Here is a 24,174-nt window from a genome sequence, read left to right on the forward strand (position 1 = left end):
TCACAGCTAACGCCGGGTTGTCGAAGCGGCGGCCTCGCGATCAGTGTCGTCGGAGGTCTGCGATGAAGTCGATCTGTGCCTTGATCCCTCTCGATGATGCGAGCGTGCGGACTGCGTCCTGATCACCCGTCGGCCACTCCGGAAGAGCGGTACCGAAGACGATTCGATCCGCTCGCAACAGCTCCGCGGCGTCGAGGCGCTTCGCTATCAGCTGCTGACGTGTCTGGCCGCCGCCGAGGTCGCCTTCCTTACATTCGCCGATGACGAGGTCCCCATCTCGATGCGCGATGAGATCGATCTCGAACGATGGTTTACCGGCACCTTCCTCGGCGAACTCGACCTCCGCTAGGTCGCTGTACTCCTCGGCGAGGCGAGCGAGACGATTGCCAAGTAGGAGTGTGAGATCGCCGCTGTCCTTCAGAATGGTCCGCATCGCGGGGTGCAAGTCGTAGTAGAACTCGGGCTCACTTCCTGCCCGATGCCATCGGTCACCCGTGAGGGAATTGAGCGCGCCGCAACGAGTGCACGGGTAGGTCCTTCCGACGCGCTCAATGGGCGTGAACTGCACGGTTCTGCACTCTCCGCAGTTGAGCATGAAGCCGCGCGTGAGTAGCGACGACCGCAGCAGCTCGTCGAGGTCGTCCCGCAGCGCCGCCGCATCGGGGGTCGACCCTTGGGCGAGGAGTGCATCGAAAGTGAGAAACGACTCGTAGGCGGCGTCTCGCCGAAGTCGGACGCGACCACCCTCCGACGGTTCCTCGGCTTGGAAGGCGCGGAGCATCCGACCGCGTGAGGAGACGACAAGCTGGCGGAAGGCGCCACGTCCGCCGAGCCGATCCGCGACGAGGTCGGCGAGTTGCCCCGGGCGGGACAGGGTGGCCCTCATGTTTCCGCGGATAGCCGTCTGCTGTACCCACGGCATTAGTCCCAGGAACTGCAGTCGGGGCCGGGCCATCCGTTGCTCCAGCGGAGTCTCGGGCGGAAGGTACCCGGTGAATGCAGCATCGAAGGTGATGCCGTCCTTCGCGTCGCGAAGGTTTACCCAAGTCGCGCGGCCATCCGCTTGCAGGCTCCCTGGGACTGTTCCTCGCCCGCGCGGGGACTGCGGATGGTCGATCGCAGCGTCGACCAACCACCCCGGTCGTTCGGCGTCGGCCAGGAGAGGCGACGCAGTAGACGGCAGTGGGAGTGTCGGCTCGTGGGCCAATACCGCCGTCCCATCGCGCTCGATGAGGAAAGGGAACGTGGTCCGACGATCGGCGTGAGCGGCGACGAGTAGGCGCCGCTGTGGCGCACGGATGGGGAGGTCGCTTCCGCGCAGACGCTCCTCGGCGTCTTCCAGTCCCGCGTCTCGGACGAGTGACCCGAGTACACGTACCGCCGCTTCTAGTTCGTCGGCGGACATGGAAGCTGACGCGAGATAAGCGGGACGCTCGAATGGATCGGTCGCCATCCGGCCGGCGAGCCCCGCAGCAAGAGCGGTGCTCTCAGCCGGCTGCTCGAGCATCGGGGTGGTGATCCACACCGCCTGTCCATGCAGCCGGTCGAGCAGTACGGCAAGCGCAAAATCGTCCGCGGTGTCCCCGACTGACGCGGTGACGGTTGCCGGCTGTGTCTCGTTGCCCCACCAGGTCAGGCCGTCATCGATTGCATCGAACCATGGTTGCAGGTCGCTGCTGCGTGACGAGAGGACCATGTTCGCAAACCAGGTCAAGGCGTCTGGAGCGTGCGAACTGTCCCGTGAGGCGATCCACCGGATGAGGTCGCTTGGCGGAGCGGCCGGCTCCGAGTCCTCGGCGGGCCCTATTGGCGGCTTCCCGGTGATAAAGGCCGCGAACAGTGCGGCGCTGGACTTCCAGTGGGTCCTCGCTACTTGCGCTGCCACCGGGGATGTGAGCGCTGTAGCAGCCAGCAGTTGCGGGGGGAGCCTCTCGCCGACAGCTCGGAGTCGAAGGTATTGCGGGATCGGCAAGCCGTCGGTGAATCCACGAAGCAGCTCGCATTCCGCGCCCGCGGTCGCAGCAGCGATCGCCGCCGCGGCCGGAGCCATCGAGTCGCAGTCAGCGACGTCTCCGTCATTGCTCAATCGGTCGCTCAAGGCTTCCGGAGACAACGCGGACCAAATCAGCTCTCCGGGGGCATACACGGCAAGGTAATCGGGATCGTAATGGCGTAGCTGCGCGAGCAGGCCGGGGTCTATCTCGCCCTCCCGTCCGTACGGAATCAAGACGAAGCCTTCGCCACCCCAGATAGCTGACACCGCGGAGAGAGCTTCGCGTGCCCACGCCTGCCAGGAGGACCCGGCATAAGTCAGAACCGCCACGCGCGGTGGTCGGTACGACGTCGATATCTCGTGATGTTCCAGAGCGGCTGGCACGGGTTCATCTTGCCGCGCCGCGGGATCGCCGTCCAACGAGGCGGACACCTGCAACACTCCGGTTCCCGCGCCGACGAAGCGGTGCAGCGTCGGCACGGGACGCGGTGTCAGTGCGCAGCGTTGTACGCGTCGCGGACTACCTGGCTGATGCGCCCACGCGACGACACGTCGTGACCGTTCGCGTTTGCCCACTCTCGGATCTTGGCCAGTTCGTCTGCGTTGCCTCGTTTCGAGGCGGAGCCGCTTCGCCGGCGAGCGGCTCTATCGCCCATCTTTCGGGCGGCCGCAACGTAGTCGGAGAGGGCCCCGCGGAGCGCCTCCACGTTCTCGTCACTGAGATCGATCTCGTATTCGCTGCCGTCGAAAGCGAAGCGCAGGGTGCGGCCCTTGCCTTCGGTGATCGTGTCGCCGGTGAGGTCATCGATGAGGTGTGTAGTCACTCGCTGTGCCACTGGAATGCCTTTCATGGGAGGGGAGGTTGCTCATCATTGTGGCATAACCTCCGCGGAGTCGAATGGTCGGAGCGTTCGTCGGTGGGCGGTTCTCACTCACGAGCTGCGCGGCTGTCCTGCCTCGGCGAGAATGTCGTTGATTACCTTTGTCGTGCAACACGTGTCTTTCGAAGGAGGACGTCGCATCAGCGGCTGCGTTCCCCGTGTCGGCGGGTACCAGGACACTGTGTACATGACAGAACTCGCGTACATGGTCCGGGCCGACTGGGGTCAACAGGGGACGGGGATGACTGCCCAGAGTGTGGTCATCCGGGACTGGCTCGGTCCGGGACCCTACGTCTTCGCAGTGTCGGACGCGGGCGCTTTCGGTGTGGATGATCATGATGCGGATGCCGAAGCGGCAGGGTACCTCGATGCGGATGCGGTCAATCGAAGCGTCCTGAGTACCCGGCGGCTTCCGCGATTTTCCACAAGTGCTGACGTCACGCTTCAGACGGTGGTCGTCCTACATCCATTCGAGGAGAGCGACCTCGAAGCGATCCGCAAGGTGGCTGATGCGAACAGCTTGCGCAAGCTGTTCATCCTCGTGTGGTCAGGCGACGACATCGTGCGTACGTGGCTCGATGGCATGGGAGCGTTGAACCTGCACACGCGGAAGACCGCGGGCGTCGAGGACTCCCTTTTGCTCGCCGCGGCCGGGATGATCAAGAGCGAGGACTACAACGGGCTTAGCTCTGGTAAGGGCAAAGACGCCGTTGTGCAACTCGTCAGAGCTTTCGCAGTCGAGGGATATCCCGTTGACCCTACATTTTGGCTGCGCGCGTACTTTGCCGTAGGTGGGGGCTTCAAGCACGCGCCCGCGTTGCAGAAAATCGTTCAGGAGATGGCGACGGGGATCAGGCACCGTGTTAAGCCGCGCTATCGCGACAATATCGTCGCCATCCTTCGCGACCGCGACCGCGACCGCGACGGGGACGTCGGGGACGAGTGAGTACCCGGGAGTCGCTCCTGCCTGTTTGAGGACGGTTGAAGCAACTACTGCAACAGCCTGTGCCGTGGACGGGGGTCAGCGGCGTGACGGTACCGACGGCTACGCTTTCTAGTCTGACAAAAGGGGGAAGCCGAACGATGGCTGATATGGATCTCGAAGTCGCCAGCACAGGATCACAGGGCGGAATATCGTCCACGATCCAAGAGTTCGAGCAGGCGCTTCTCGCCCGGGTCGACGCCCTGCACCTTCCGTCCGAGGGAGTTCTCGTTGGGGTGCAGCAGCGCGTGCAGGTTCTCTCGAACCTCGACGGCGCCATGGCGAACCTTCCGCAGGAGAAGCGCGCGACGGCCATGTACCTGTCCAAGTTCATCATGGCGGTGTCCGCCGGGCTCTTCGACGCCGCGCTGAACTACCTGTGGGACGAAACGATCGGCGAACTCCGGAAGCGGATCATCGCGTACGACCTCGACTACTTCTTCGACAATGCCGTCTCCTCGCCGGAGAAGCGCAAGGACCTGTCGGGCCCCGACGACCTCCTCAAGGTCACGGACGACGAGTTGATCCGTGCCGCGGCGAAGATCGGTTTCGTCTCCTCAGTCGGACAGCAGCAGCTCGATCTCGTACGTTTCATGCGAAACCACGCGAGCGCTGCCCATCCGAACCAGCACGAGCTGCAGCCGTTCGCGCTGCTCGGGTACATGGAAACGTGCATCAAGGAAGTGATCACGCTTCCGGACTCACCCACGATGGTTGCCACGTCGCGCCTGTTGGCGAACATCAAGCGGGAAACAGTCACCGCTGCTCACGCCGAGAGCTTCGCGCCGCTCTTCGAAGGCCTACGCCGCGACCAGACCGAGACGTTGGCGAACGGACTGTTCGGCCTCTACGTATCACCGGAATCGACCTCGGTCATCCGCGACAACATCCGATTGCTCCTTCCGCTCCTGTGGCCGCACGTGACGGAGTCGGTGAAAGCGAACTTCGGCGTCCGATACGCGAGGTTCCAGGCCAATCTTGACCTGGCTCAGGCTGAACTTGCACACGAGTTCCTCGTCGCGGTGGGCGGTACGTCTTATCTCCCTGAGGACATCCGATCGGGACAGATAGACGCACTCCTCGACCGACTGCGCAGCGCCCACCACGGCTTCGACAACTTCTACAACGAACCGCCCGTCGCGCACGAGCTTGAGACCTACGTCGGCACGTTGGCGCTGCCAGCTGGCGTCAGTGACAAGTTTGCACAGGTCATCGTCGACGCTTTCCTTGGGAGGTCGTCGGGCCTTGCGTACGCGGCCGACCCAATATACGAGCGTCTCCTCCGCCGAATGACGCCGAACGAAGCGGCAGGTGCGCTTCTCGTGGCGACTGGGCCAGATGTCTCTGCCCTGCTGCGTTACGACATCCCGAAGAGCCAGTTCGCGCGTCTCCTCGACATCATCGCCCCGAAGCTCATCAACCGCTCAGCGACCGCGTTGATGAACCACCTTCGTAGCTTCACTGGCGCGCCGGCGCAGATCGCTCTCGATACGAAGATGCAGTCGCTCCGCGCGAAGCTTGCCGAGAATCTATAGCGGAGCATGCGCGGGTGGCCTAACGCGAGAGCCGAACACGATACGGAACGCTCCGGTCCCGGCGTCAGTATGTCGTCCCGTCAGGAGGTCGTGAACGACCGTGTCCTCTCGCGACGCACCCCGTTCTCGATCCACGTTGCGTGTACTTCGAAAGTCATGGTGCCCATTAGGGTAATCAGGCTCCATTGAAGTTCTGACTCACCAAACAGTGTGAACAGCTCGGTTGGGCCTTCGAAGCGATAAGCGCTATCGTCCGACCCGACCGGCTCGATGGTGAATTCAAATTGTTCGGCGTCGACCTCGGACAGGTTGCGAAGGACAAGGTCGTTCCGACGAGTTCGGGTCTTCATCTTGCCGTTCCGGTCGAAGCCGACTTGGTCCACCAAATGGACGTGCTCCCAAGCCGGATCCGCGCCTGAGGACCGACGAGGGAGCGAGCCTTCACCCCACCCGTTGTCGTCGACGTCGTGCTCCAGAGCACGGGTGACCTGAGCGGCAAGATCCCCGGGGTCGCTGTAGTCGCCGAGAAGCCCGTCCTGCTCGAGTGCGGTCTTGAAGTCCTTGAGAGCGATGAGTTGCTTCGGGTCGACGTCGCGGGGCAGGTCCTCGGATGAGAAGTAGACGTGCACTGGCTTCCCGACCGCCGCTGCGCGGCGAATCTCCTCAGCCGTGCCCGACACGTCGTAGCCGGTGTGGGTGCCGAGGCGAGAGTCGAAAAACGCAACGACGACGTCGGCGCGATCGACGGCCTGCGCGTTGATAAGGGCTTGGGCGCGATCCCCAAGCGCGGCGACCGCGTGCCGTTCATACAGCCACGGCAACGCGACGATGTTCTGGCGGTGCGCGTTCTGCACGCTCCAGTCGTTGATCGCGTCCCGCACTGCCGCACGTTCTTCACGGGTGTCTCCCGGTGAGGCGATGAGGATCAAGATGCTGTTGACGTTGGTCGGCATGTTGTCTGCTTCGTTCGTTTCGGGGACGGGGTATGAGCGGGAGCGCGGGCGGCGCTCTGGCAATGAGGATTCTCCACGAAATCTGTGATGATTACGGGATGAAGGTGCAAGCGTTGGCACAAGTCATGGACGAACTCGCGGAGCTGACTTGGTTCAAACTCGTGGAGGCCAGGCGCCTGACGATGCGCATGGGTGAAGTCTCGATCACGGACCACAACCTGCTCGCGCTTCAGCAGTTCGCGTCCGCGGCCGGTAGTGATGTACGCCTCGTCCATGCGCACGACGAGGCGACAAGCGGCGCCGACTTCGAGATCTGGCTGGTCGACCGAGCAGGCAGACCGGTCTGGGCATACTCGATCCAAGCGAAGGTCGGCAGCTGGGTTGGTGCGACCTACAAGTACCGTTCGATCGGACACAAGGTCGGACCGGCCGCTCAACACGATCTTCTGCTTCGGCACGCGGCGACCAACGGAACCCGACCCTTCCACCTGCTCTACAACGGCTGGGATCCCAGCGATACCGATGCGCCGATACCACCGACACCGGATCAGCGAAAGCTTGGGTGCGCTGCCGTCTCCACCCACGAGGTGGCGCGAATCCGTCGTCTCAGCAGGCCCAGCCTGAAGGCAGTCGACTACCTGCCAAAGAGCTTTCCCTGGTCCGAGCTGCTCACCAGACTGAGCCCGCCACCTCCGCCTCCCGTGAAGCCGACGTCTCCGATATCGCCATCCGGCGGGTCCGGTGCGCAGCCACCACTCGGTGGTGGCGCCGGACCGGGCACTAACGGCAACGGCGCACAGGGCGGCTCCGGACCCTCGGACGGGGACAGTCCCTCCCTCCCCGCACAGGCCGACGCAGGGTTGGACATCGTGAGGCCGGTCCTTGCTGATGTGGAGGGCGAGTCGGCTTCCCCGCTCCGTCGTCCTTCGGCCCTACCTGAATACGTACTACGCGGACTTGACGGCCCTCGAACGCAAGTGCCGCGCAAGCGCTCTGAAGATGTGTGGCTCCCGGAGTTCGCTCTCGTGGTCACGATCGACTAGCGGTGCCCACGCGGCAAGGGATGAAAGGCCACATCCTGACGTCCGGCGTGTTCTCATCAGTGGTCGGAGGGTCGAGCTCCTCAGACCACACGAAGACGCAATCGCGCCGGACTGACCTTCCGCCTGGGTCCGGGCGACCGAGCCCGGGTGCACGCAGGCCAATGGCGCGTGGCGGCTCGCGCACCCCGCTCGAAGGAACAGACGCCGCACCTCACGACGTTTCTACATGGCAGTCGGATTCGGCACCGGAGACACGATGAGGAGCAGACACGCGATCCGCATCTGATCAGGGCAAAGAAGATCTGCCACGTACCGTGAGAAACAGCGGTGACATGTCCCGTGAGAAAGGCCGCTCTGCCGCGGCCGCCTTCGACAGCGCCTGCGAGAAGACGCATCTGTTTCGTCCGCCAGTTGACTCGTCCGACTGCAACTCGCCGTGTCTGAAGGACGGTCACGGACACGTTGTTCGGCAGTACGGACGGGCCGGAGGTCGCGGCTCTCCCGGCTCGATCCAGGGCAGGCAGAGCTACCGCGCGATGCTCAGCTGCCCTTGGCGGAGGTCACGAAGGACGCGGTGTCCGTCGCGTCGGTGACGGGCTCGATGGTGCCGGTGGTCGTGAAGGTCGCCCCTGGTCGCAGGGTGATCGCGGCACCCTCGGTTCCACACCAGAGCGTGACCTCCGCGAGCGTGGTGGCGGCTGCGACGCTCGTCGACGGTCCGATCGGGTAGCGGGCCGCGGTCGGTGTCGGCGTCGAGACCGGGTCGTCCGACGAACGCGGCACACGGGCCGACACGACGTCGGGGTCGCTGTCCCGGAGGACGGCGACGGCGCAACGGCCTCCGGCGAGGGCGATGGCGAAGCCCCCCTCGGCGGAGGTGCCGGTCGCGACGACGTGTGCGCGCAGTACTGGTGGGAGCGCCCCGACGAGTGCGGAGTCAGCGGCCACCACAGGCAGCCGTGAGACGGCGGGGTCCACGTGGTACTGCGTGGGCCGCGCAGGAGAGCAGCCGGTCAGGAGGAGCGACGTGAGCGCGATCGTGACGGCGTACCGGAGGCCGCTCCGGCGCTGACTGCGCAGGGGCGGTCCGGACGAGCGTCGGGTCTCACGCACGGTAGGAACGGTACTGGAGCCGCTCGAACTCGTAGGCCTTGCCGTTCCCGGATTTGCTGAAGCCACCACCGGGTGTGTTGCACGACTGGGTCTGCGTCCAGTGGAAACTCTTGACGGAGTACACGGCGTCTGCGCGCAGGATCCATGTCTGCCCGGACGGGATGGCGACGGAGTAGCCCGTCGAGGTGGTGTAGGTCGACGTCACGTTGAATCCGACGGACCCGCTGACCGCTTCGGCGGACACGCCTGCGTTGCCCGTCACCGAGTTGCTCACCGCGACCGACTTCGTCAGCGACAACGTTCCCGGTCCCACGCCGGAGACGCTCCAGTTCGGTCCCGACGGCGACTTGACCGTGGTACCGGCGTCGGCGACGTTGCTGAGCTTCGTGACGACCGGCCCGCATCCCACGCCGCCCTGGTCGGTGTGCACCGGCACAGCCGATGCGGTCTGCGCGCCGGTCAACGACAGACCAGCGATGAGGGCGCTCGTCGCGACCAGTGCGATCCCTGTCTTCATGGTTCCCCTCGATCCTCTCGGTGGGACGACGCGGTCCCGAGCACAGGATCGACGATCGCCGGACGGCATCCATCCCGCCCGAGGTTGACGTCGCGGATCCGGTCGGCTGTCGGCAGCAGCCGAACGGCTGTCCCGTGTGCATGTGCCGGCCTTGGTCGAGCGGGTGAGTGACTTCGGGGCGAAGCGCAACCAATGCTGACGGACGGGACAGCACGTGTTCTCAGTGCTCCTCCTCCGTCGTGCGTCGGCGCGGTGCGGTCACCACGCGAGCTGCGTGTCGTCCTCGAACACCGCGCCGGTGGGGCCGTCAGCGGGCAGCGTGGCGAGGCGCACAGCGACGGCGGCGCCTTCGTCAGGGGTGCGGGTGCCGCGGAAGGCGTTGAAGTCCGTCGCGACGTGGCCGGGGGCGGCGCCGTTGACCTTCAACGGGGTGTCCGCGAACTCGCGCGCGTAGTGCACCGTGATGGCGTTGAGCGCGGTCTTCGAGCTCGAGTACACCATCGAGGGCTGCCCGACCCAGGCTCCCTCCTCGCCGATCGAACCGCGCTTGCTCGTCACGTTCACGATCCGAGGGGCATCGGCCCGGGTGAGAAGCGGAAGGAACGCGGTGATCATGCGGACGACACCGAAGACGTTGACCGCGTAGACGTTCTCGAAGTCCTCGACGGTCTCGTCGGTCGGCTTGGGGAGCTCTGCCATCGGCCGGAACGTCATCGTGTTGACCCCGGCGTTGTTCACCAGGACGTCGAGGTGGCCGAACTCGGTCGCGACCTCGGCTGCGACTGCGTCGATCTCGCCCTGGTCGGTGACGTCGAGCACGACGGGGCGCACGTCACCGTCGACCGTGTCGGCTGCGGCTCGTCCGACCGCGGCGCTCCGGGCTCCGAGGAGGACCGTGAAGCCCTCCTGTGCGAGGCCACGGACGATCGCGATGCCGATGCCCTTGTTCCCGCCGGTGACGAGGGCGACCTTCTGCGTGCTGTTACGTGTTGTCATGTCAACAGCATGCGCCTCTCGTGTTGATGCGTCAACACCGTCCCGGTAGGATGGGTACATGAGCGCCCCGCTGACCGAGCAGGAACAACGCCTCTGGCACGCCTGGAAGGTCGCGGCAGAAGCGGTCCGGCAGCGGGTTGCCGAGGACATCAAGGCCGGTTCGGGTCTGTCCGATCAGGAGTTCGGGATCCTGACTCGTCTGGTCGAGCTCGGGAACGGCGAGCTCCGCCAGAACGAACTCGGTGCGCTGCTCAGGTGGGACCGCACGCGCCTGTCCCACCAACTCACGCGGATGGAGAACCGCGGACACGTCGGCCGCCAGGCGGTCGACGGAGGTGTGCTCGTCCGGGTCACCGACGCCGGAGTGGCCCTGGTCCGCGTGGCACGGCCGATCCACGCGGAGGCCGTCCGGAAGCACCTCCTGCACCGAGTCCAGGGCGTCGACGACGCCACGCTCCTCCGGACCCTGGAGGCACTCGCGGTCGATCCCGGCACAGGCGGATGACCGCTGTCGAGTCGCCCGGGCGTCGGTCGGGCGGAGTGCGGCACAGGTGAAGAAGGCGGGAAGGTCCCGCCTCACCGTCCGTTCTCGGTGCGGAAGCGGACGTGGCCGGAGAGGCGGCGCGCGGACCATCACTCCGCCGCACGCAAGAACGACCCCCAGCCGGTCTGGCCGAGGGTCGTTCCAGCGGGGCCGTACCTACTGTCGGCTCGAGCTTCGAGCGAACATGGAGTTCGTCGCGCCGAAGAGCACCCATGCGACGACTGCGACGAGGGCGATCGTGCCGACCGCTGTCGGCAGCGCCCCGAGCACGAGGAACGGCACGAGGACGAGGCTCACCACGCCGAGGACGGCGAGGATGATCTTGTAGCTGCGAGGAGACATCAGACCGTCCTTACTTGCACTGGCTGGCGCTCTTGTCGAGAACGAACGGGTTCCACCGGTCCTCTGTCCCGGACCCGAGAGCCGGCTCCTGTCGTAGTCAGCAACTCTGCTGACACATCGAACCTATGGCCCCCATGAGAGGGGTAGAACCATCGTTACTCCTTTGTGATGCGGTCAGGAGACCCATGAACGACAGCAGCGGGAACGGCGAGCTCCGCCGGAACGAGCTCGGTGCGCTGCTCAGCTGGGACCGCACGCGCCTGTCTCACCAACTCACGCGGATGGAGAACCGCGGACACGTCGGCCGCCAGGCGGTCGACGGAGGTGTGCTCGTCCGGGTCACCGACGCCGGAGCGGCGCTGGTCCGCGTGGCGCGGCCGAACCCGGCACAGGCGGATGACCGCTGTCGAGTCGCCCGGGCGTCGGTGGTCGAGCGCGTTCTAGGTGAAGAAGACGAACGTCCCGACGCCGATCCAGGCGAAGGCGATGCCGGCCATGGCCGCAATGCTGGTGAGGACCATCGCGATGGTCGCAGACACCTGCTCCCGCCAGGTGCGGAGTGCGCTCGCGGCGATGCAGAGGGCGAGGACCGTGACCGGCAGTGTCGTGACGAGCGCAACGGCCTGCACGGTCGCGAGCGCACGCTCGTCGGCCCTGGGCGGTACGGCACCGTCGTCGTAGTCGAACTGCGATGGCGGCGTCTGTCCGGCGGGGTCGAACAGGTGCGTCGCGACGAGCACGCCGGCCCACACGATGAGCAGTCCGATGGCGACGAGTGACCGCTTGTTGACCCGCTGCGACGGCGCCTTCCCCTGGATCCCCACATCAGGACCGTAACGCGACGGTCGGGACACACGCCGAGTTCGCCTCCGAGGTCCCGTTCGGGGCCGGTGTGTCATCCGTGGGCTCGCGACTCCTCCGCGGGCGGCGCGCTGAAGAGGTTGACGACGTTGCCGTCGGGATCCCGGACCAGCGCGGAGCGGTTACCCCACGGCATCGTGGTCGGTTCGAGGACGACGTCGTCGCCGTCGAGCTCGAGTGCGGCGAAACGGCCGTCGACGTCGGCGACCTCGAACTCGATGAAGACCGACCGGTTGGTCGCCGGGGTGAGCGCACCGCCGAGCATCGCGACGGTCGCGGTGCTCGCGATCGCGAGGGTCGCGCCGGGTCCACTGAACCGGGCGAAGACGGGGGCGGGTCGCTCGGCGCGCTGGCCGGTGACCCGCTCGTAGAACGCGACGAGACCGTCGAGGTCGTCGGTGACGATGCGGATGGACGAGAACGACATGGGAGCTCCTGCGGTGGTGATGTCGGCGGGGTGGAGCACCAGCATCACCGGAGGTCGCGACACCGTCCTGTCGGTGTTTCGTGCAGGACGGCGACCGCCGGTCAGTCCCCGACCGCTGACCGGAGCCGTCCGTACTGGATCGCGAGGTCCTCGGCGCGGAGCGCGCGCACCGGCGGGCGTTCGTCGGTGACCGTGACGGCGAGCATGCGGTCTGCCCGGAACGCCCGCACACCCTGTCGCAGCCGGCACCAGGCGATCAGGTACCACTGCCCGTCCTTCTCGATCGAGCCCAGCGGTTCGACGTCGCGGGTGGACTCCGCTCCGCTGGCGTCCTGGTACCGCAGCCGGACGACGCGGTCGGCACGCAGGGCCTCCGCGAACGCGAGCGGCACGGGCGCGCCCCCGTCGTCGTCGCTCTCGAGGAAGTGCACCCGGGACGCGGAGGCACTGGCGCGTGCGGCGGCGCGCTCGGGCATGACCGCGAGCACCTTCTTCGCGGCGGTCCGGGCGGACTGCCGGAACGGGCTGCGCTGGAGTGCGCCGAGTCCGATGAGCACCGCGAGGGCCTCGTCCGGCGTGAACCCCGCCGGACCCAGCGTCGCCGACGCGTCGATGACGTACCCACCGGTCCGGCCGGGCTCCGCCCAGATCGGCATGCCCGACTGCTGCAATGCGGCGAGGTCCCGTTCGATGGTCCGCACGGACACCTCGAAGCGCTCCGCGAGGCGACGGGCGCTCCGCGGCCGCGGCGACACGGCCCGGAGCTCCTCCACGAGACCGTAGAGACGATCGGTCCGGTTCACCCGTCCATCATCCGCCATTGCGCGTGCTCGACGGTCGGCGAGGAGGGCGTCCCGTCGACCCGAGCCGCCGCCGCCCGCCCCTCGGGTCAGCCCGTGATCCGCCGACGACCGGCGACCCGCACGACCAGCCCGGCGACGACACCGCCGACGATCGGGGCCACGACGAACACCCAGAGCTGCGACAGCGGGGTGGTGCCGCCGTACACGGCCGCGGCGATGGAGCGGGCGGGGTTCACGGACGTGTTGCTGATCGGGATGCTGACGAGGTGGATCAGGGTCAGCGTGAGGCCGATGCCGATGGGTGCGACGGCCTGGTACTCCTGCTTCGCGGTGATCGACAGGATCACGGCGATGAACACGCCGGTCAGGACGGCCTCGGCGAGGAAGACCGACCCCAGGCCGTAGCCGCCGGGGCTCGCGGACCCGTAGCCGTTGGAGGCGAAGCCGGCGTCGTGGGCGGCGGCGAACGCTCCGGGCTTGCCGCTCAGGACGGCGGCGATGATGCTCGTCGCGACGACGCCTCCGAGGACCTGGGACACGATGTACCCGGCGACGTGCTCGGCGTCGGTGCGCCCGGCGGCGAGCAGGCCGAGGGTCACCGCGGGGTTGAAGTGGCCGCCGGAGATGTGTCCGACGGCGGAGATGCCGGCGACGAGCGTCAGGCCGAACGCGAGGGCGACGCCCAGGTACCCGACGCCCTGCTGGTTGTCGGTGGCGCTCGGGACGTTCGCCGCGAACAGCGCGGTGCCGACCCCGCCGAGCACGAGCAGGAACGTGCCGAAGAACTCGGAGCCGTAGCGGGCGAGCGGCGACCACTCGGCGGCGTCCTCGCGACGCTGCTCCGACGTGGACGTGCTCACCGCCCCGCTTCCTCCGCGACGGACGGTCTGTTCGTGCTGCTGCTTCTTCGCCATGGTGCTCCTCCGGGTGGAACGGGTCAGGGATGTGGCGTCCGCGGCGGGTACCGCGCACCGGGTCGGGCCGTCCGCAGGGTGGTCCGGGATCGGCGGCGGCCACGGAGGTGACGACGCAGGAACGACGATCGTCACGGGCCCGCCGACGATCCGGGGCGTTCCTCCAGACAGGGACGATCTCGGCAGTCCCCCTGTCCCCCGGCGCGCGCGAACCGGCCCGCGGACCGCCGACCGTCGGGCCGCCGCCCCGTCCCGCGGACCGCTGTCCGTCGGGCCCATCGACGCGTCTGCCGGGCGGCGGCGGTACGGCAGGGCGACCACGGGCCTCCCGTCCGGGGTTTTCTACGGTGGAAAACCCTGCTGTGTTTCCGACATGGAAAACCACGACGCCTCCGACCAGCTGGACCGCATCGCACGGGCCCAGCAGGGCATCGCCGCCCGACTGCACAGCACACCGCTCGGCTACGTCGCGCTCGGGGTGCTCTGGGCGCTCCCGGTCGCGGCCTTCGCCCTCGGCCGGCCGTGGGCCCTGGTCGCCGTCCTCGTCGTGGTCGTCGCGACCGCGCTGTGGGCCGCGGCCTGGACGCGTCACCGCGGTGTCCGCCCCGCAGCGTTCGAGCGGTCGTCGCCGTGCTCGGGATCCGTCTCGACCGCGCGGTGGTCGGCGCGGCGACCCGACCGGTGGGCGGACGATGAGCCCCCGCGTCGGCACGGCGACCAGTGCGGGGCGGACCCGGTGAGGGTCCACCTCGACGAGGTCGTCCACACGCCGAACCGGCTGGCGATCTGCGCGCTCCTGGCATCGGCCGACGCCGTCGAGTTCGGCGTGATCCGCGACGAGCTCGGGGTCGCCGACTCGGTGGCGAGCAAGCACCTCAAGGTGCTCGTCGACGCGGGGTACGTCACGGTCGAGCCCCGGCCGGACCTGCGGAGCCGACGGCCGCGCAACTGGGCGTCGCTCACCCCCGCCGGGCGGTCGGCGTTCGTCGCCTACGCGGCCGAGCTGCAGCGGATGATCGCCGCCGCGGGCTGACCTGCGGGGGCGCTAGCGTTCCGCTCCGGCCAGGCGGAACATCCGCGTCAGGAGCGGTTCGAGCGCCCGGATCGCGGCGAGGTGCTGCGCGTCGGTGAGGTCCGCGAGCACGGGCGGCTCCGGTGCGTCCCACCCCAGGGCCTCGGCGACGACCGTCAGGTCCCAGCGCTCCCACCCCAGGCGGCCCTGCTCGCGGAGCTCGTCCCGGAAGTCGGCCTCCGGCGACGGAGTGACACCACCGCCCCGGTGCAGGACGTCGGACGTCAGGGCCAGCGAGTAGCCGCTGATGAAGGCGGTCACCCGGTCGAACCGAACCGGTTCGCCGATGTACATCGCGGTGCGTGCGAGGAAGGTGTGGGCTGCCGAGGCGGCGATCTCGTCCGGATCGGTGATCGGCTGGTGGTCGTCGTCGTGCACGGTCGTCCCCTCGTCGGCTGCCCACCCACGGTACCGAGACCCGACGACCACCAGACCGGCAGGCCCAGCCGAGACCACCCGACGTCAGCGCTCGACGCGCTCGCGCGCCCCCGCCCGAGCCCGCCGCAACGTGACGCTCGGCGGCTCGCCGAACCGCTCGGCGTACGCCCCGGCGAAGCGCCCGAGGTGGGTGAGGTGCCACCGGCGGGCGGTCTCGGCGACGGTCGTGCCCGCTCCGCCCGCCACGAGCTCCCGCCGCGCGCCCTCGAGTCGTTCGGCACGCAGACGCTCCATCGGCGACTCCCCGTAGGTGCGACGCATGGCGCTCTGCAGCCCGCGTTCGCTGAGCCCGACGGCGGTCGCGATGTCGCGGAGCTCGAGCGGCGACCCAGCGTTGTCCCGGATCCATGCGGCGGCACGAGCGGCGGCGGTGGAGGGTTCGGGTTCGGCACCCTCGACGAGGGGGAAGGCGTCGATCACGGCTGCGGCGATCTGCTGGTTCAGTGCTGCCCGCTGGGCCTCGTCGAGCCGCCCGTCCATCACCTGGCCGGCGCGCGAGCGGATGATCGCGCGGAGCGGGCCGAGCGCGACCTCGATGTCGGGCTGCTGGTCGAAGAGCAGCGGGCCGCGGACGAACCGCTGCCGCCGGGCGAGCTCGGCGCGGAGCACGCGGTCGGACAGGTGGACCATCGTGAGCTTCCGGATGTCGGCCGAGAACGTGTACGCCACGGACGCCGAGAGCAGGAGCGGGTGCCCCGGCGTGACCTCGAGCACGGTGCCGTCGCGGGTGTCCTCGAGCGAGGCGGTGCCGTCGGCGACCCAGAACACGATGTGGTCGGCGCGGGGTTCCATCCGCCCGCTGCGGGTCCCCTCGACCTCGGCGCCGCGCATCGACACGTCGGCGTCGCCGGCACCGACGTACCGGAAGGTCTCGAGGGCACTGTCGATGCCGCCCCCGGTGCCGTAGATCCGGTCGAGTTCGGCGCCGCGGTCCTCACTGATCGCCTCGACGTGGAAGCGTCGGAAGGAGGGGCTGTCCGCCTCCGGGGACTCCGGTGCCATGACGGCATGATGGCAGGTCGCGCGCGGTTCCGGGAGCGCGGCCGCCACGACACCGCGCCACGGGCGCTCGCGGCGTTGCCGCGGGGCGGACGGGAGGCGCGTGGCGGCGCCGCCACGGGCCTCCCGTCCGTCAGGCGGTCCCCGTCTGCGCGGGGTGCGCCATCGTGTCGGCCGCCTGGTCGTACAGGCCGTCGGCCAGCGCGTTCAGGACCTGGTGGAGCTCGCCGCCGTGCGCGCCGTCCACGGCGCGGAGCATCGCGCCGTAGCGCGCGCGGTAGTCGGCGACCACGGCCTCGCCGCCGGGCAGCAGCCGCAGCAGGGAGCCCCGTCGGTCGCTCGGGTTCGGGGCGCGCTCGAGCAGGTCGGCGGCGCTCATGCGGTCGATCATGTTCGTCACGGCGCCCGAGGTGAGGCCGAGGTAGCCGGCGACCTCGGTCGGGGTGCTGTACCCGGTGTCGCTGATGAGCACGAGGGCGCGGAGCGCGTTCTCGTGGATGCCCGCCCGCGCGCTGAGCTGGCCGACCAGGCTCGTGTTGGCGCGGACGACCGCGGCGAACGCGGCCATCAGGTCGTCGTCGTCGGCAGTGGGTGTCACGGTGCGTCCTGCTTCCGTCGGGCGGGGTACCCGGGCGTCCCCCGCTCTGGGGACAGTATACGAGTTGTCAAGTTGGTCAACGGTTGACTATCTTGATCAGTGAAGCAAGTCGGCCCGAACCCCTTGCTCGTCCACACACCGAGAACACCCACCGAACGACGAGGTACACCGTGTCCAAGCTCCGCACCGCCGCCCTGAAGCGGATCCGTTTCGCCCCCGTGGCCCTGGTCGCGGGCATCTTCGCGGCCGTCCTGCTGTCGCTCTCGCTCACCGGCACCCTCTCCGGGTTCGCGGCCAGCATCACGAACAGCAGCAACACCGCCGCCTCGGGCACGCTCGTCATGCAGGAGCAGAACGCCGGCGCCAACGTCACGTGCCTCAGCACCGACGGCGGCTCGGTCTCCACGAACGCCGCGACCTGCTCGACCATCAACAAGTTCGGTGGCAGCACGACGATGACGCCGGGCAACACCGTCAACACCGCGATCTCGATCAAGAACACCGGTACCGCGAACGCCGCGACCTTCACGCTGACCCCCGGCGCCACCTGCACCCAGTCGGCCAACGGCGCCCAGAACGGCACCGCGACGGACCTCTGCGCCAAGATGAACGTCGTCATCACCTCGGGCTCGACCACCGTCTTCAGCGGCACCCTCGCCAGCTTCAAGGGCGCGGCCGCCACCGCCTTCACGATGCCGCAGGCCCCCGCCGCCGGCGCGTCCGTCCCGTTCAACTTCGCGGTCACGCTCGACTCCTCGGCCGGCAACACCTACCAGGGCCTCGCCGCCTCGGTCCCGATGACCTGGACCTTCACCGCTTGATACCGTCCGGTCCGGTGACACGATCCCGGACCGGACGACGGGGCCCACCACCCCACCCAGGACCGGCACCGGCCGTCCGTCCCCCCACGAGACGGCCGGAGCCACCACCGGCAGCGCCCGACCGGCCCCCCTCCGGCCGGGCGCTGCCGCACACAGCACCACGCAGCACAGCAGCACAGCACCACAGCACCACAGCACCACAGCAGCACAACACCACGCAGCACCGTTCCACCGCACGACCGTCCCACCGCAGGCCCACCACCGACCGGAGCACCACATGAGCCAGATCGCAGCGCTCCCGCTGACCGGCACGCTCGACCGGCTGCACCTGCGCGGACGCGTGACCAGCCGCTCCGAGGTCCTCCTCGCCTGGCTGGTCGCCGCCGTCGCCGCCGTCCTGCTCGGCGCCGCGGTCCTGTTCCTCTCCGCCGGTGGTCGCTGGTTCGTCGTCGAGACCCCCTCGATGGGCGAGGCCGCCCCGGTCGGCACGCTCGTGCTCGACCTGCCGGTGGACGTCACGACCCTGCACGTCGGCGACGTCGTCTCCTTCGAGACCACGGCCAACCCGGGCGTCGTCTACACGCACCGCATCATCGCGAAGGACGCCGACGGCGGCCTCCACACCCGCGGTGACATCAACGGCGCGACCGACCCGTGGACGCTCACCCAGGCCGACGTCATCGGCACCCCGGTCCTGCTCGTGCCGTACGTCGGCTGGCTGTTCCGCGCCGCCCCGGTCCTGCTCATCGGCACGCTCATCGTCCTCACCCTGACGAGCGCGTTCACCGACCGCGTCACCCGCAGCTGCCTGCGCATCGCCGGCACCGCCCTGACGAGCTCCTACGCGGCGTTCCTGTTCAAGCCGTTCGTCAACGTCACCACCATCACGAACACCTCCACCCCGCACGGTGTCGAGGCGACCGTGGTGTCCTCCGGCGTGTTCCCCGTGCGCATCGACGCCCACGGCGGCAACACCGTGCACCTCGTCGACGGCGAGGTCGGCCGCGTCGTCATCCACGAACTCACCCACAACGGGCAGTACCAGCTGACGTCGAACATCGACCTCGACCCGATCGGTTGGGTCGCCCTCCTGCTCGTCTGCCTCGTCCCGCTGGTCGCCTGCCTGGCCGTCGGCCGCGTCGAACCGGTGCGTGCCTCGTGAACCACGGACAGCTCGGCACCGCGCAGCCGGTCCACGGCCGTCGTCGTTCCACCCCGACCCGGTCGGCCGCCAGCCGTCGCCTGCTCGGCGCGGTCCCGTTCCGCCGCCTGCTCGCTGCGGTCCCGTTCCGCCGCCTGCGGGACCCCCGCGTGGTCGCTGTCCTGCTCGTCGCCGCACTCGCCGCGGTCCTGCTCGTGAACCACTTCGCGCCGACCCGCTCGGCGTTCAGCGCCACCGTCACGGACTCCACGAACACCGCCGCCACGGCGCCGTACTTCACGTGCACGGCCGCGGTGGCCGGGGACGCCGCGAACGCGCTGTTCGCTTACGACCTCGACGAGACCTCGGGGACGCGGACCGCGGCGGACTCGTCCGGCAAGGGTGCCGCCGGCACGTACCAGAACGGCATGACCTCGACGACGCCGAACCCGAACGCCTGCCCGCGCGACGCCGGCGGCTCGTACGCGCTGAACGGCTCCACGATGACGCCGAACTTCGTTTCGACCCCGAGGTCGTACGCCAACCCGACCACCTTCAGCGAGGAGGTCTGGTTCCGCACCACCGTGGCGGGCGGCCTGCTCATCGGCTTCGGCAGCAACCAGGTGATGCAGTCGGGGCAGCACGACCGGCAGATCTACGTCAACACGTCCGGCCAGCTCGTGTTCGGCGCCTACAACGGCGCCACCCAGGTGGTCACCTCGCCGAAGGCGGTCACCGACGGCGTGTGGCACCACGTGGTCGCGACGATGTCGCCCACGAACGGGATGCGGCTCTACCTCGACGGGGTCGTGGTCGCGTCGAACACGTCCTACAAGGTCGCCGAGAACTACACGGGTTACTTCCGCATCGGGTACGACACGATCAGCGGGTGGCCCGGGGCGCCCGCCAACTTCGCCTTCACCGGCTCGATGCGGTACGCCGCCGTGTACTCGACGGAGCTCACCGCGCAGCAGGTCGCCGCGCACGCCACCGCCGGGCGCTGACGCGCGCCGGACCGGCGCCGACGCGACGGCGGTGCCGGTCTGCGGTGTGGTCGACGCGTCGCGGACGGGAGGCGCGGTGCGGGCCCGACCCGCGCCTCCCGTCCGGTGCCGGGTCGCGTCCCGGTCCGCGACCCACCCGTCCAGCGCGGCGTGCGTCGCGCCGGTCGCGGCAGGGCGGGCGTCCCGACCTGCGCGGGTACGCTCGGGCCGGTCGGCACCAGCCGGCCCGGCGACCGACCGGGCCACCCCACGAAAGGCCCCCGTGCGTCTCCGAGCCCTCCTCGCCACCGTCGTTGTCGCAGCGCTCGCGCCGGTGGTGCTCCTCGCCGGTCCTGCGTCGGCGCACGACGTCCTCGTGTCGTCGGACCCCGCGGCGGACGCAGCCGTGTCGGGCGACCTCGACGTGGTCACGCTCACGCTGTCCGAGGAGCCGTTGTCCGGCCTGCAGACCGGCATCGTCATCAGCGTGACCGACGCCGCCGGGGCCGAGCACACCTCGGGCGAGGTCCGGGTGTCGGGGACGACCATCGCGAAGCCGGTCGACCTGGCGACGCCCGGGACCTACCGGGTGCAGTGGCGGAGCGTCTCCGTCGACGGGCACCCGATCTCCGGCGAGTACCGCTTCACGTCCACCGGGGCCACCACGCCCTCGCCCACCGCCGCTCCGTCCGCATCCGCGTCCGCCGCGGCACCCGCTGCCGAGCCGACCCCGACCGCAGCGACCTCGACCGCAGCGACCTCGACCGCGGTTGCCGCGACCGCCGGGCACCAGCACGGCGGCAGCACCCCGTGGGTCCTCGGTGGGATCGTCGTCGTCGCGCTCGCCGCGGTGCTCGTCACCCGCCTCGTGCAGCGTCGCCGACCCACGGCGGACAGTGCCGGGAGCGCCTCCGCGGACGTCACCGGGACGGACCAGGGGTGAGCACGACCGCCGACGACGCACGGGCCGCGCTCGCCGCGGTGGTCGGCTCCGGGCCGCTCGTGCCCGCGATGCCCGGCACCGAGGACCCCCGCGCCGCCGCCGTCCTCATGCTGTTCGGCGTGCTCGACCGGGTCCCGAGCAGCCGTCCCGCGCGCGCCGACGCGGTGCACCGGGACCTCGACGTGCTCCTGCTCGCGCGTGCGTCGACGCTCCGGTCGCACCCTGGCGAGGTCGCGTTCCCGGGCGGTCGCATCGACCCGGGTGACGCGGACGCGCCCGCCGCCGCCCTCCGCGAGGCCCGGGAGGAGACCGGACTCGACCCGACCGGTGTCGAGGTCCTCGGCACCCTGCCCGCCGTCCCGCTCGCCCACTCGAACCACCTGGTGCGCCCGGTGCTCGGCTGGTGGCGGGAGCCGACGCCCGTCCGGGTCGTCGACGAGCGGGAGTCGGCCGCGGTCTTCCGCACGCCGGTCGCCGACCTGCTCGACCCCGCACACCGCGGGGTCACGGTCCTGCGGCGCGGCGGCCAGGAGTGGCGGGGTCCGGCGTTCACGGTCCGCTCCGACCGCGGCGAGCACACGCTGTGGGGCTTCACCGCGATGCTGCTCGACGCGCTGTTCGACCGGCTCGACTGGACCGAGCCGTGGGACCACGGGCGGGAGCTGCCGCTGCCGGGGACGACGCGCCGCTGATCCCGTCCCACGGCACCCGCGGGAGCGTGCCGCGCCTGCCGGTCGCGGCACGGGCGTCCGCCGCGTCGTAGGGTCGTGCCATGACCGTCGTCGCCCTGGTGTTCGCAGCCCTCGCCGCGCTCCTGCACGTGTACATCTTCGTGCTCGAGTCCGTCCTCTGGACGACCCCCCGCGCCCGCTCCACCTTCGGCACGACCGAGGAGGACGCCGTCGTGACGAAGGGGCTCGCGTTCAACCAGGGCTTCTACAACCTGTTCCTCGCCGTGCTCGTGGTCGTGGGCATCGTCGTGGCCGCCGCCGGCGGGACCGCGGTCGGGACGACGCTCGTCGTCGCCGGGACCGCGAGCATGCTCGCCGCCGCGCTGGTGCTGTTCACGAGCGACGCGACGAAGCGCCGGGCCGCGACCACCCAGGGCGCGCTGCCGCTGCTGTCGCTCGTGGCGCTGGGCATCGCCGGGCTCGTCTGAGTCCGTCCTCGTCCCGAGCTGGCCTGCCCCGGAGGGCTGAGCCGGGCGTCAGGCCCGGGGGAGCAGCTCGGCCAGGAGCGCCTCGACCCGCTGCCGGACCTCGTCCCGCACGCCGCGCACCTGCTCGATCGGGAGCCCGGCCGGATCGGTGAGCGCCCAGTCCTCGTAGCGCTTGCCCGGGAACACGGGGCAGGCGTCGCCGCACCCCATCGTCACCACGACGTCCGCACGCCGGACCGCGTCGACGGTCAGGACCGCGGGCTGCGCGCCGGCGATGTCGATCCCCTGCTCCGCCATCGCCTGCACGGCCACCGGGTTCAGCTGGTCGGCCGGTGCCGATCCTGCCGAGAAGACGTCGACGCGGTCACCCGCCAGGTGGCGCAGCCAGCCCGCGGCCATCTGGGAGCGACCCGCGTTGTGGACGCAGACGAACAGGACGGCGGGGCGCTGGTCGGACACGGCGGGCTCCTGGGGGTGTGGGGGCGTTCGGCGGCAGGTGCGGCTGGCTCCATCCTGCCGGACGGTCGGCGACGCGCCGTCGGCGGACCGGGCTGCCGAACCGGCTGGCCGGACCTGCGCGTCCGCCGACCGGGCGGCCCGGTGCGGTAGCGTCCGCGCATGATCGTCTGGATCAACGGGACGCACGGGGCGGGCAAGACCACCACGGCGCGTCTCCTGCAACCGCTCCTGCCCGACGCCCATGTCCTCGACCCCGAGAAGGTCGGCGAGGTCCTGATGGACGTCCGCCCGCCGCTGCCGGACCACGGGGACTTCCAGCACTGGGACCCGTGGCGTCCGCTCGTCGTCGAGACCGCGCGGCGGCTGCTCGACCTGGTCGGCGGGACCCTCGTGCTCCCCCAGACCGTGCTCGTCGAGGCCTACTGGCGGGAGATCGCCGACGGGTTCGCCGAGCACGGGATCCCGGTGCGGCACGTCGTGCTGCACGCCGACCAGGACACCCTTCGCCGTCGGATCGAGGACGACGCGGTGGTGGGGTACTCGACCTTCCGGGTCAGTCGGCTCGACCCCTACGCCGAGGCCGCCCGCACCTGGCTGCACGACGCGGCCGAGGTCGTCGACACGGTGGGGCGCTCCCCCGAGCAGGTCGCCCGTGCGATCGCCGCCGGGTCCACCGCCGGCTGACACCGCGGGCACCACCACACGCGTCGCGCCGGTGACCCCGGGACCTCGACGTCGTCGCGGGCCCGGACGCGCGACCCGCAGCGCAGGCACGGTCGACCGGCGCGGCCGACCACCCAGTGCTGCTCCCCGCGCCGGAGCCGCCCGGTGGTGACCTGGTACGCGTCGGGCACCGTCGCCGAGTGCCGGAGCATGCGCTGCGCGGTGTCGAGCAGCGTCGGCACGTCGACGGTCCCGATCGGCCGGTCGGGGTGCAGACCGCGGACGTACCCGAGCTCGTTCGCCCAGAGGTTGCCGAGCCCGGCGACGAGCCGCTGGTCGAGCAGCACCCGACGGACGGGCGCGTCCGGGTCGGCCGTCGTCCGCCGGACCGCCTCGGCACGGTCGAAGTCGTCGTCCAGCAGGTCCGGTCCGAGGTGTCCGACCACCCGGTGTTCGTCGCGCGTCGGGACGAGGTCGACCACCGGCAGGGCGATGCCCCACACGGTGCGGCCGTCGTCCAGGGCCATCCGCACCCGGGCGTCGCGCGCGACGTGCGTCGGGAGCCGTCGGCCCGGACCGGTGACCGTCCACGAGCCCGTCATCCGCATGTGGGTGTGCAGGGTCGTGCCGTCGTCGAGCCGGGTGAGCAGGTGCTTGCCGTGCGTGGCGTGCCCGGTGATCCGTCGGCCGGCGATGGACGTCCCCGCGCTCGGCCCGCCGCGGAGCTCGCCCCGGACCACGAGGGCACCGTCGGTCGCACGGAGCCGGGCGGCCAGGCGGTGGACGGAGTCACCCTCGGGCATGCTCCGACGCTAGGTCGCGCCACCGACACCCGTCCGCCCGGGGCCCGCGCGGCCCGATGGAGCAGCAGACGTCGGGTAGAGGGCGCGCACCCGACGTCTTCTGCTCCATCCCGGGGGCCGGGGGCCCCGGGCGGACGGGTGTCGGTGGCGCGACCTAGCGTCGGAGCATGCCCGAGGGTGACTCCGTCCAC

28 protein-coding genes are annotated in these 24,174 nt (G+C 69.8%); 12 read left to right on the forward strand and 16 right to left on the reverse strand.

The features are described 5' to 3' along the window. Positions 1-40: 40 nt before the first annotated feature. A complete protein-coding gene (locus BEP24_RS04005) occupies positions 41-2,473 on the reverse strand; it encodes a hypothetical protein (protein ID WP_141693342.1) in 2,433 nt (810 codons plus the stop codon). 11 nt (positions 2,474-2,484) lie between these two features. Next, positions 2,485-2,817 (reverse strand): Lsr2 family protein, encoded by a 333-nt coding sequence (locus BEP24_RS04010; RefSeq protein ID WP_366556877.1) that lies wholly within the window; start codon positions 2,815-2,817, stop codon positions 2,485-2,487. A gap of 244 nt (positions 2,818-3,061) precedes the next feature. On the opposite strand from BEP24_RS04010, the gene BEP24_RS04015 reads away from it, so the two are divergent. Next, positions 3,062-3,820 carry a hypothetical protein gene (locus BEP24_RS04015; RefSeq protein ID WP_065960584.1) on the forward strand — a complete coding sequence of 253 codons (759 nt, stop codon included), beginning with the start codon at positions 3,062-3,064 and terminating at the stop codon, positions 3,818-3,820. A 146-nt stretch (positions 3,821-3,966) separates the two neighbouring features. Further along, the gene (locus BEP24_RS04020; protein ID WP_083230054.1) at positions 3,967-5,391 is read left to right on the forward strand and encodes a hypothetical protein; all 1,425 of its coding nucleotides are present in this window, start codon (positions 3,967-3,969) and stop codon (positions 5,389-5,391) included. An 80-nt stretch (positions 5,392-5,471) separates the two neighbouring features. Here BEP24_RS04020 and BEP24_RS04025 read toward each other — a convergent pair whose 3' ends face one another. Continuing rightward, positions 5,472-6,344, reverse strand: coding sequence for a hypothetical protein (locus BEP24_RS04025; RefSeq protein ID WP_065960514.1), 873 nt, complete (start codon positions 6,342-6,344; stop codon positions 5,472-5,474). Positions 6,345-6,442: 98 nt separating this feature from the next. Between BEP24_RS04025 and BEP24_RS16860 the strand changes: the two genes are divergently transcribed. Next, a complete protein-coding gene (locus BEP24_RS16860) occupies positions 6,443-7,387 on the forward strand; it encodes a DUF6615 family protein (RefSeq protein ID WP_141693343.1) in 945 nt (314 codons plus the stop codon). Between the two features lie 540 nt (positions 7,388-7,927). Here the strand turns inward: BEP24_RS16860 and BEP24_RS04030 are convergent. The 3 genes from BEP24_RS04030 to BEP24_RS04040 all read right to left on the reverse strand — a co-directional run bounded on the left by BEP24_RS04030 (position 7,928) and on the right by BEP24_RS04040 (position 10,013). Then, positions 7,928-8,500 (reverse strand): hypothetical protein, encoded by a 573-nt coding sequence (locus BEP24_RS04030; RefSeq protein ID WP_065960517.1) that lies wholly within the window; start codon positions 8,498-8,500, stop codon positions 7,928-7,930. Then, positions 8,493-9,017, reverse strand: coding sequence for a hypothetical protein (locus BEP24_RS04035; protein WP_065960522.1), 525 nt, complete (start codon positions 9,015-9,017; stop codon positions 8,493-8,495). The genes BEP24_RS04030 and BEP24_RS04035 overlap by 8 nt, the downstream gene beginning before the upstream one ends. Before the next feature lie 258 nt (positions 9,018-9,275). Then, on the reverse strand, positions 9,276-10,013 hold the full coding sequence (locus BEP24_RS04040; protein WP_065960525.1) for an SDR family NAD(P)-dependent oxidoreductase: 738 nt from the start codon (positions 10,011-10,013) through the stop codon (positions 9,276-9,278). Positions 10,014-10,071: 58 nt separating this feature from the next. Between BEP24_RS04040 and BEP24_RS04045 the strand changes: the two genes are divergently transcribed. Then, on the forward strand, positions 10,072-10,518 hold the full coding sequence (locus BEP24_RS04045) for a MarR family winged helix-turn-helix transcriptional regulator (RefSeq protein ID WP_065960527.1): 447 nt from the start codon (positions 10,072-10,074) through the stop codon (positions 10,516-10,518). A 195-nt stretch (positions 10,519-10,713) separates the two neighbouring features. Here the strand turns inward: BEP24_RS04045 and BEP24_RS04050 are convergent, their stop codons facing one another. The 5 genes from BEP24_RS04050 to aqpZ all read right to left on the reverse strand — a co-directional run bounded on the left by BEP24_RS04050 (position 10,714) and on the right by aqpZ (position 13,904). Continuing rightward, positions 10,714-10,899: a hypothetical protein gene (locus BEP24_RS04050; RefSeq protein ID WP_065960530.1), complete on the reverse strand. Its 186-nt coding sequence runs from the start codon at positions 10,897-10,899 to the stop codon at positions 10,714-10,716. Between the two features lie 440 nt (positions 10,900-11,339). Then, positions 11,340-11,723, reverse strand: coding sequence for a hypothetical protein (locus BEP24_RS04055; protein WP_065960534.1), 384 nt, complete (start codon positions 11,721-11,723; stop codon positions 11,340-11,342). Between the two features lie 71 nt (positions 11,724-11,794). Further along, positions 11,795-12,187 (reverse strand): VOC family protein, encoded by a 393-nt coding sequence (locus tag BEP24_RS04060; protein WP_065960589.1) that lies wholly within the window; start codon positions 12,185-12,187, stop codon positions 11,795-11,797. 101 nt (positions 12,188-12,288) lie between these two features. Continuing rightward, on the reverse strand, positions 12,289-12,990 hold the full coding sequence (locus tag BEP24_RS04065; RefSeq protein ID WP_065960535.1) for a YafY family protein: 702 nt from the start codon (positions 12,988-12,990) through the stop codon (positions 12,289-12,291). Between the two features lie 86 nt (positions 12,991-13,076). Beyond that, positions 13,077-13,904: an aquaporin Z gene (aqpZ, locus tag BEP24_RS04070; protein ID WP_083230056.1), complete on the reverse strand. Its 828-nt coding sequence runs from the start codon at positions 13,902-13,904 to the stop codon at positions 13,077-13,079. A gap of 373 nt (positions 13,905-14,277) precedes the next feature. Between aqpZ and BEP24_RS16395 the strand changes: the two genes are divergently transcribed. After that, on the forward strand, positions 14,278-14,937 hold the full coding sequence (locus tag BEP24_RS16395) for a transcriptional regulator (RefSeq protein WP_083230057.1): 660 nt from the start codon (positions 14,278-14,280) through the stop codon (positions 14,935-14,937). 12 nt (positions 14,938-14,949) lie between these two features. Here BEP24_RS16395 and BEP24_RS04080 read toward each other — a convergent pair whose 3' ends face one another. The 3 genes from BEP24_RS04080 to BEP24_RS18115 all read right to left on the reverse strand — a co-directional run bounded on the left by BEP24_RS04080 (position 14,950) and on the right by BEP24_RS18115 (position 17,011). After that, positions 14,950-15,354 carry a hypothetical protein gene (locus BEP24_RS04080; protein WP_141693344.1) on the reverse strand — a complete coding sequence of 135 codons (405 nt, stop codon included), beginning with the start codon at positions 15,352-15,354 and terminating at the stop codon, positions 14,950-14,952. 84 nt (positions 15,355-15,438) lie between these two features. Further along, positions 15,439-16,416: a helix-turn-helix transcriptional regulator gene (locus BEP24_RS04085; RefSeq protein WP_065960541.1), complete on the reverse strand. Its 978-nt coding sequence runs from the start codon at positions 16,414-16,416 to the stop codon at positions 15,439-15,441. Positions 16,417-16,546: 130 nt separating this feature from the next. Beyond that, complete coding sequence (locus tag BEP24_RS18115) at positions 16,547-17,011, reverse strand: MarR family winged helix-turn-helix transcriptional regulator (protein ID WP_065960542.1); 465 nt, start codon at positions 17,009-17,011, stop codon at positions 16,547-16,549. A 170-nt stretch (positions 17,012-17,181) separates the two neighbouring features. Here BEP24_RS18115 and BEP24_RS04095 point away from each other — a divergent pair, with 170 nt between their 5' ends. The 6 genes from BEP24_RS04095 (at position 17,182) to BEP24_RS04120 (ending at position 22,058) form a co-directional block, all read left to right on the forward strand. Beyond that, a complete protein-coding gene (locus BEP24_RS04095; RefSeq protein WP_065960544.1) occupies positions 17,182-17,832 on the forward strand; it encodes a hypothetical protein in 651 nt (216 codons plus the stop codon). Positions 17,833-18,109: 277 nt separating this feature from the next. Beyond that, positions 18,110-18,994: a S26 family signal peptidase gene (locus BEP24_RS04100; RefSeq protein WP_065960546.1), complete on the forward strand. Its 885-nt coding sequence runs from the start codon at positions 18,110-18,112 to the stop codon at positions 18,992-18,994. Beyond that, entirely contained in the window at positions 18,991-19,977 is a 987-nt protein-coding gene (locus BEP24_RS04105) for a LamG domain-containing protein (RefSeq protein WP_253181559.1), read from the forward strand. The genes BEP24_RS04100 and BEP24_RS04105 overlap by 4 nt, the downstream gene beginning before the upstream one ends. A 262-nt stretch (positions 19,978-20,239) precedes the next feature. Beyond that, on the forward strand, positions 20,240-20,899 hold the full coding sequence (locus tag BEP24_RS04110) for a copper resistance CopC family protein (RefSeq protein WP_065960552.1): 660 nt from the start codon (positions 20,240-20,242) through the stop codon (positions 20,897-20,899). 68 nt (positions 20,900-20,967) lie between these two features. Next, positions 20,968-21,591, forward strand: coding sequence for a CoA pyrophosphatase (locus tag BEP24_RS04115; protein WP_083230065.1), 624 nt, complete (start codon positions 20,968-20,970; stop codon positions 21,589-21,591). An 80-nt stretch (positions 21,592-21,671) separates the two neighbouring features. Beyond that, positions 21,672-22,058, forward strand: coding sequence for a DUF1304 domain-containing protein (locus tag BEP24_RS04120; RefSeq protein WP_065960566.1), 387 nt, complete (start codon positions 21,672-21,674; stop codon positions 22,056-22,058). Positions 22,059-22,106: 48 nt separating this feature from the next. On the opposite strand, the gene BEP24_RS17990 is transcribed toward BEP24_RS04120, so the two are convergent. Then, on the reverse strand, positions 22,107-22,517 hold the full coding sequence (locus tag BEP24_RS17990) for an arsenate reductase ArsC (protein ID WP_065960568.1): 411 nt from the start codon (positions 22,515-22,517) through the stop codon (positions 22,107-22,109). A 159-nt stretch (positions 22,518-22,676) separates the two neighbouring features. On the opposite strand from BEP24_RS17990, the gene BEP24_RS16400 reads away from it, so the two are divergent. After that, on the forward strand, positions 22,677-23,201 hold the full coding sequence (locus tag BEP24_RS16400) for an AAA family ATPase (protein ID WP_071285526.1): 525 nt from the start codon (positions 22,677-22,679) through the stop codon (positions 23,199-23,201). Here BEP24_RS16400 and BEP24_RS04130 read toward each other — a convergent pair. Further along, positions 23,087-23,983 carry a DNA-formamidopyrimidine glycosylase family protein gene (locus BEP24_RS04130; RefSeq protein ID WP_065960570.1) on the reverse strand — a complete coding sequence of 299 codons (897 nt, stop codon included), beginning with the start codon at positions 23,981-23,983 and terminating at the stop codon, positions 23,087-23,089. The genes BEP24_RS16400 and BEP24_RS04130 overlap by 115 nt on opposite strands. Between the last annotated feature and the right edge of the window lie 191 nt (positions 23,984-24,174).

The sequence above is a fragment of the Curtobacterium sp. UCD-KPL2560 genome, from assembly GCF_001705035.1.
Classification (GTDB): domain Bacteria; phylum Actinomycetota; class Actinomycetes; order Actinomycetales; family Microbacteriaceae; genus Curtobacterium.

Coding starts and splice junctions, on each gene's coding strand:
- BEP24_RS16860 (WP_141693343.1), top strand. CDS start 6,443: ATGAAGGTGCAAGCGTTGGCACAAGTCATGGACGAACTCGCGGAGCTG.
- BEP24_RS04060 (WP_065960589.1), bottom strand. CDS start 12,187: ATGTCGTTCTCGTCCATCCGCATCGTCACCGACGACCTCGACGGTCTC.
- BEP24_RS04025 (WP_065960514.1), bottom strand. CDS start 6,344: ATGCCGACCAACGTCAACAGCATCTTGATCCTCATCGCCTCACCGGGA.
- BEP24_RS04085 (WP_065960541.1), bottom strand. CDS start 16,416: ATGGCACCGGAGTCCCCGGAGGCGGACAGCCCCTCCTTCCGACGCTTC.
- BEP24_RS04040 (WP_065960525.1), bottom strand. CDS start 10,013: ATGACAACACGTAACAGCACGCAGAAGGTCGCCCTCGTCACCGGCGGG.
- BEP24_RS04035 (WP_065960522.1), bottom strand. CDS start 9,017: ATGAAGACAGGGATCGCACTGGTCGCGACGAGCGCCCTCATCGCTGGT.
- BEP24_RS04050 (WP_065960530.1), bottom strand. CDS start 10,899: ATGTCTCCTCGCAGCTACAAGATCATCCTCGCCGTCCTCGGCGTGGTG.
- BEP24_RS04015 (WP_065960584.1), top strand. CDS start 3,062: ATGACAGAACTCGCGTACATGGTCCGGGCCGACTGGGGTCAACAGGGG.
- BEP24_RS16395 (WP_083230057.1), top strand. CDS start 14,278: ATGGAAAACCACGACGCCTCCGACCAGCTGGACCGCATCGCACGGGCC.
- BEP24_RS16400 (WP_071285526.1), top strand. CDS start 22,677: ATGATCGTCTGGATCAACGGGACGCACGGGGCGGGCAAGACCACCACG.
- BEP24_RS04120 (WP_065960566.1), top strand. CDS start 21,672: ATGACCGTCGTCGCCCTGGTGTTCGCAGCCCTCGCCGCGCTCCTGCAC.
- BEP24_RS04045 (WP_065960527.1), top strand. CDS start 10,072: ATGAGCGCCCCGCTGACCGAGCAGGAACAACGCCTCTGGCACGCCTGG.
- BEP24_RS04130 (WP_065960570.1), bottom strand. CDS start 23,983: ATGCCCGAGGGTGACTCCGTCCACCGCCTGGCCGCCCGGCTCCGTGCG.
- aqpZ (WP_083230056.1), bottom strand. CDS start 13,904: ATGGCGAAGAAGCAGCAGCACGAACAGACCGTCCGTCGCGGAGGAAGC.
- BEP24_RS04020 (WP_083230054.1), top strand. CDS start 3,967: ATGGATCTCGAAGTCGCCAGCACAGGATCACAGGGCGGAATATCGTCC.
- BEP24_RS04115 (WP_083230065.1), top strand. CDS start 20,968: ATGCCCGGCACCGAGGACCCCCGCGCCGCCGCCGTCCTCATGCTGTTC.
- BEP24_RS04100 (WP_065960546.1), top strand. CDS start 18,110: ATGAGCCAGATCGCAGCGCTCCCGCTGACCGGCACGCTCGACCGGCTG.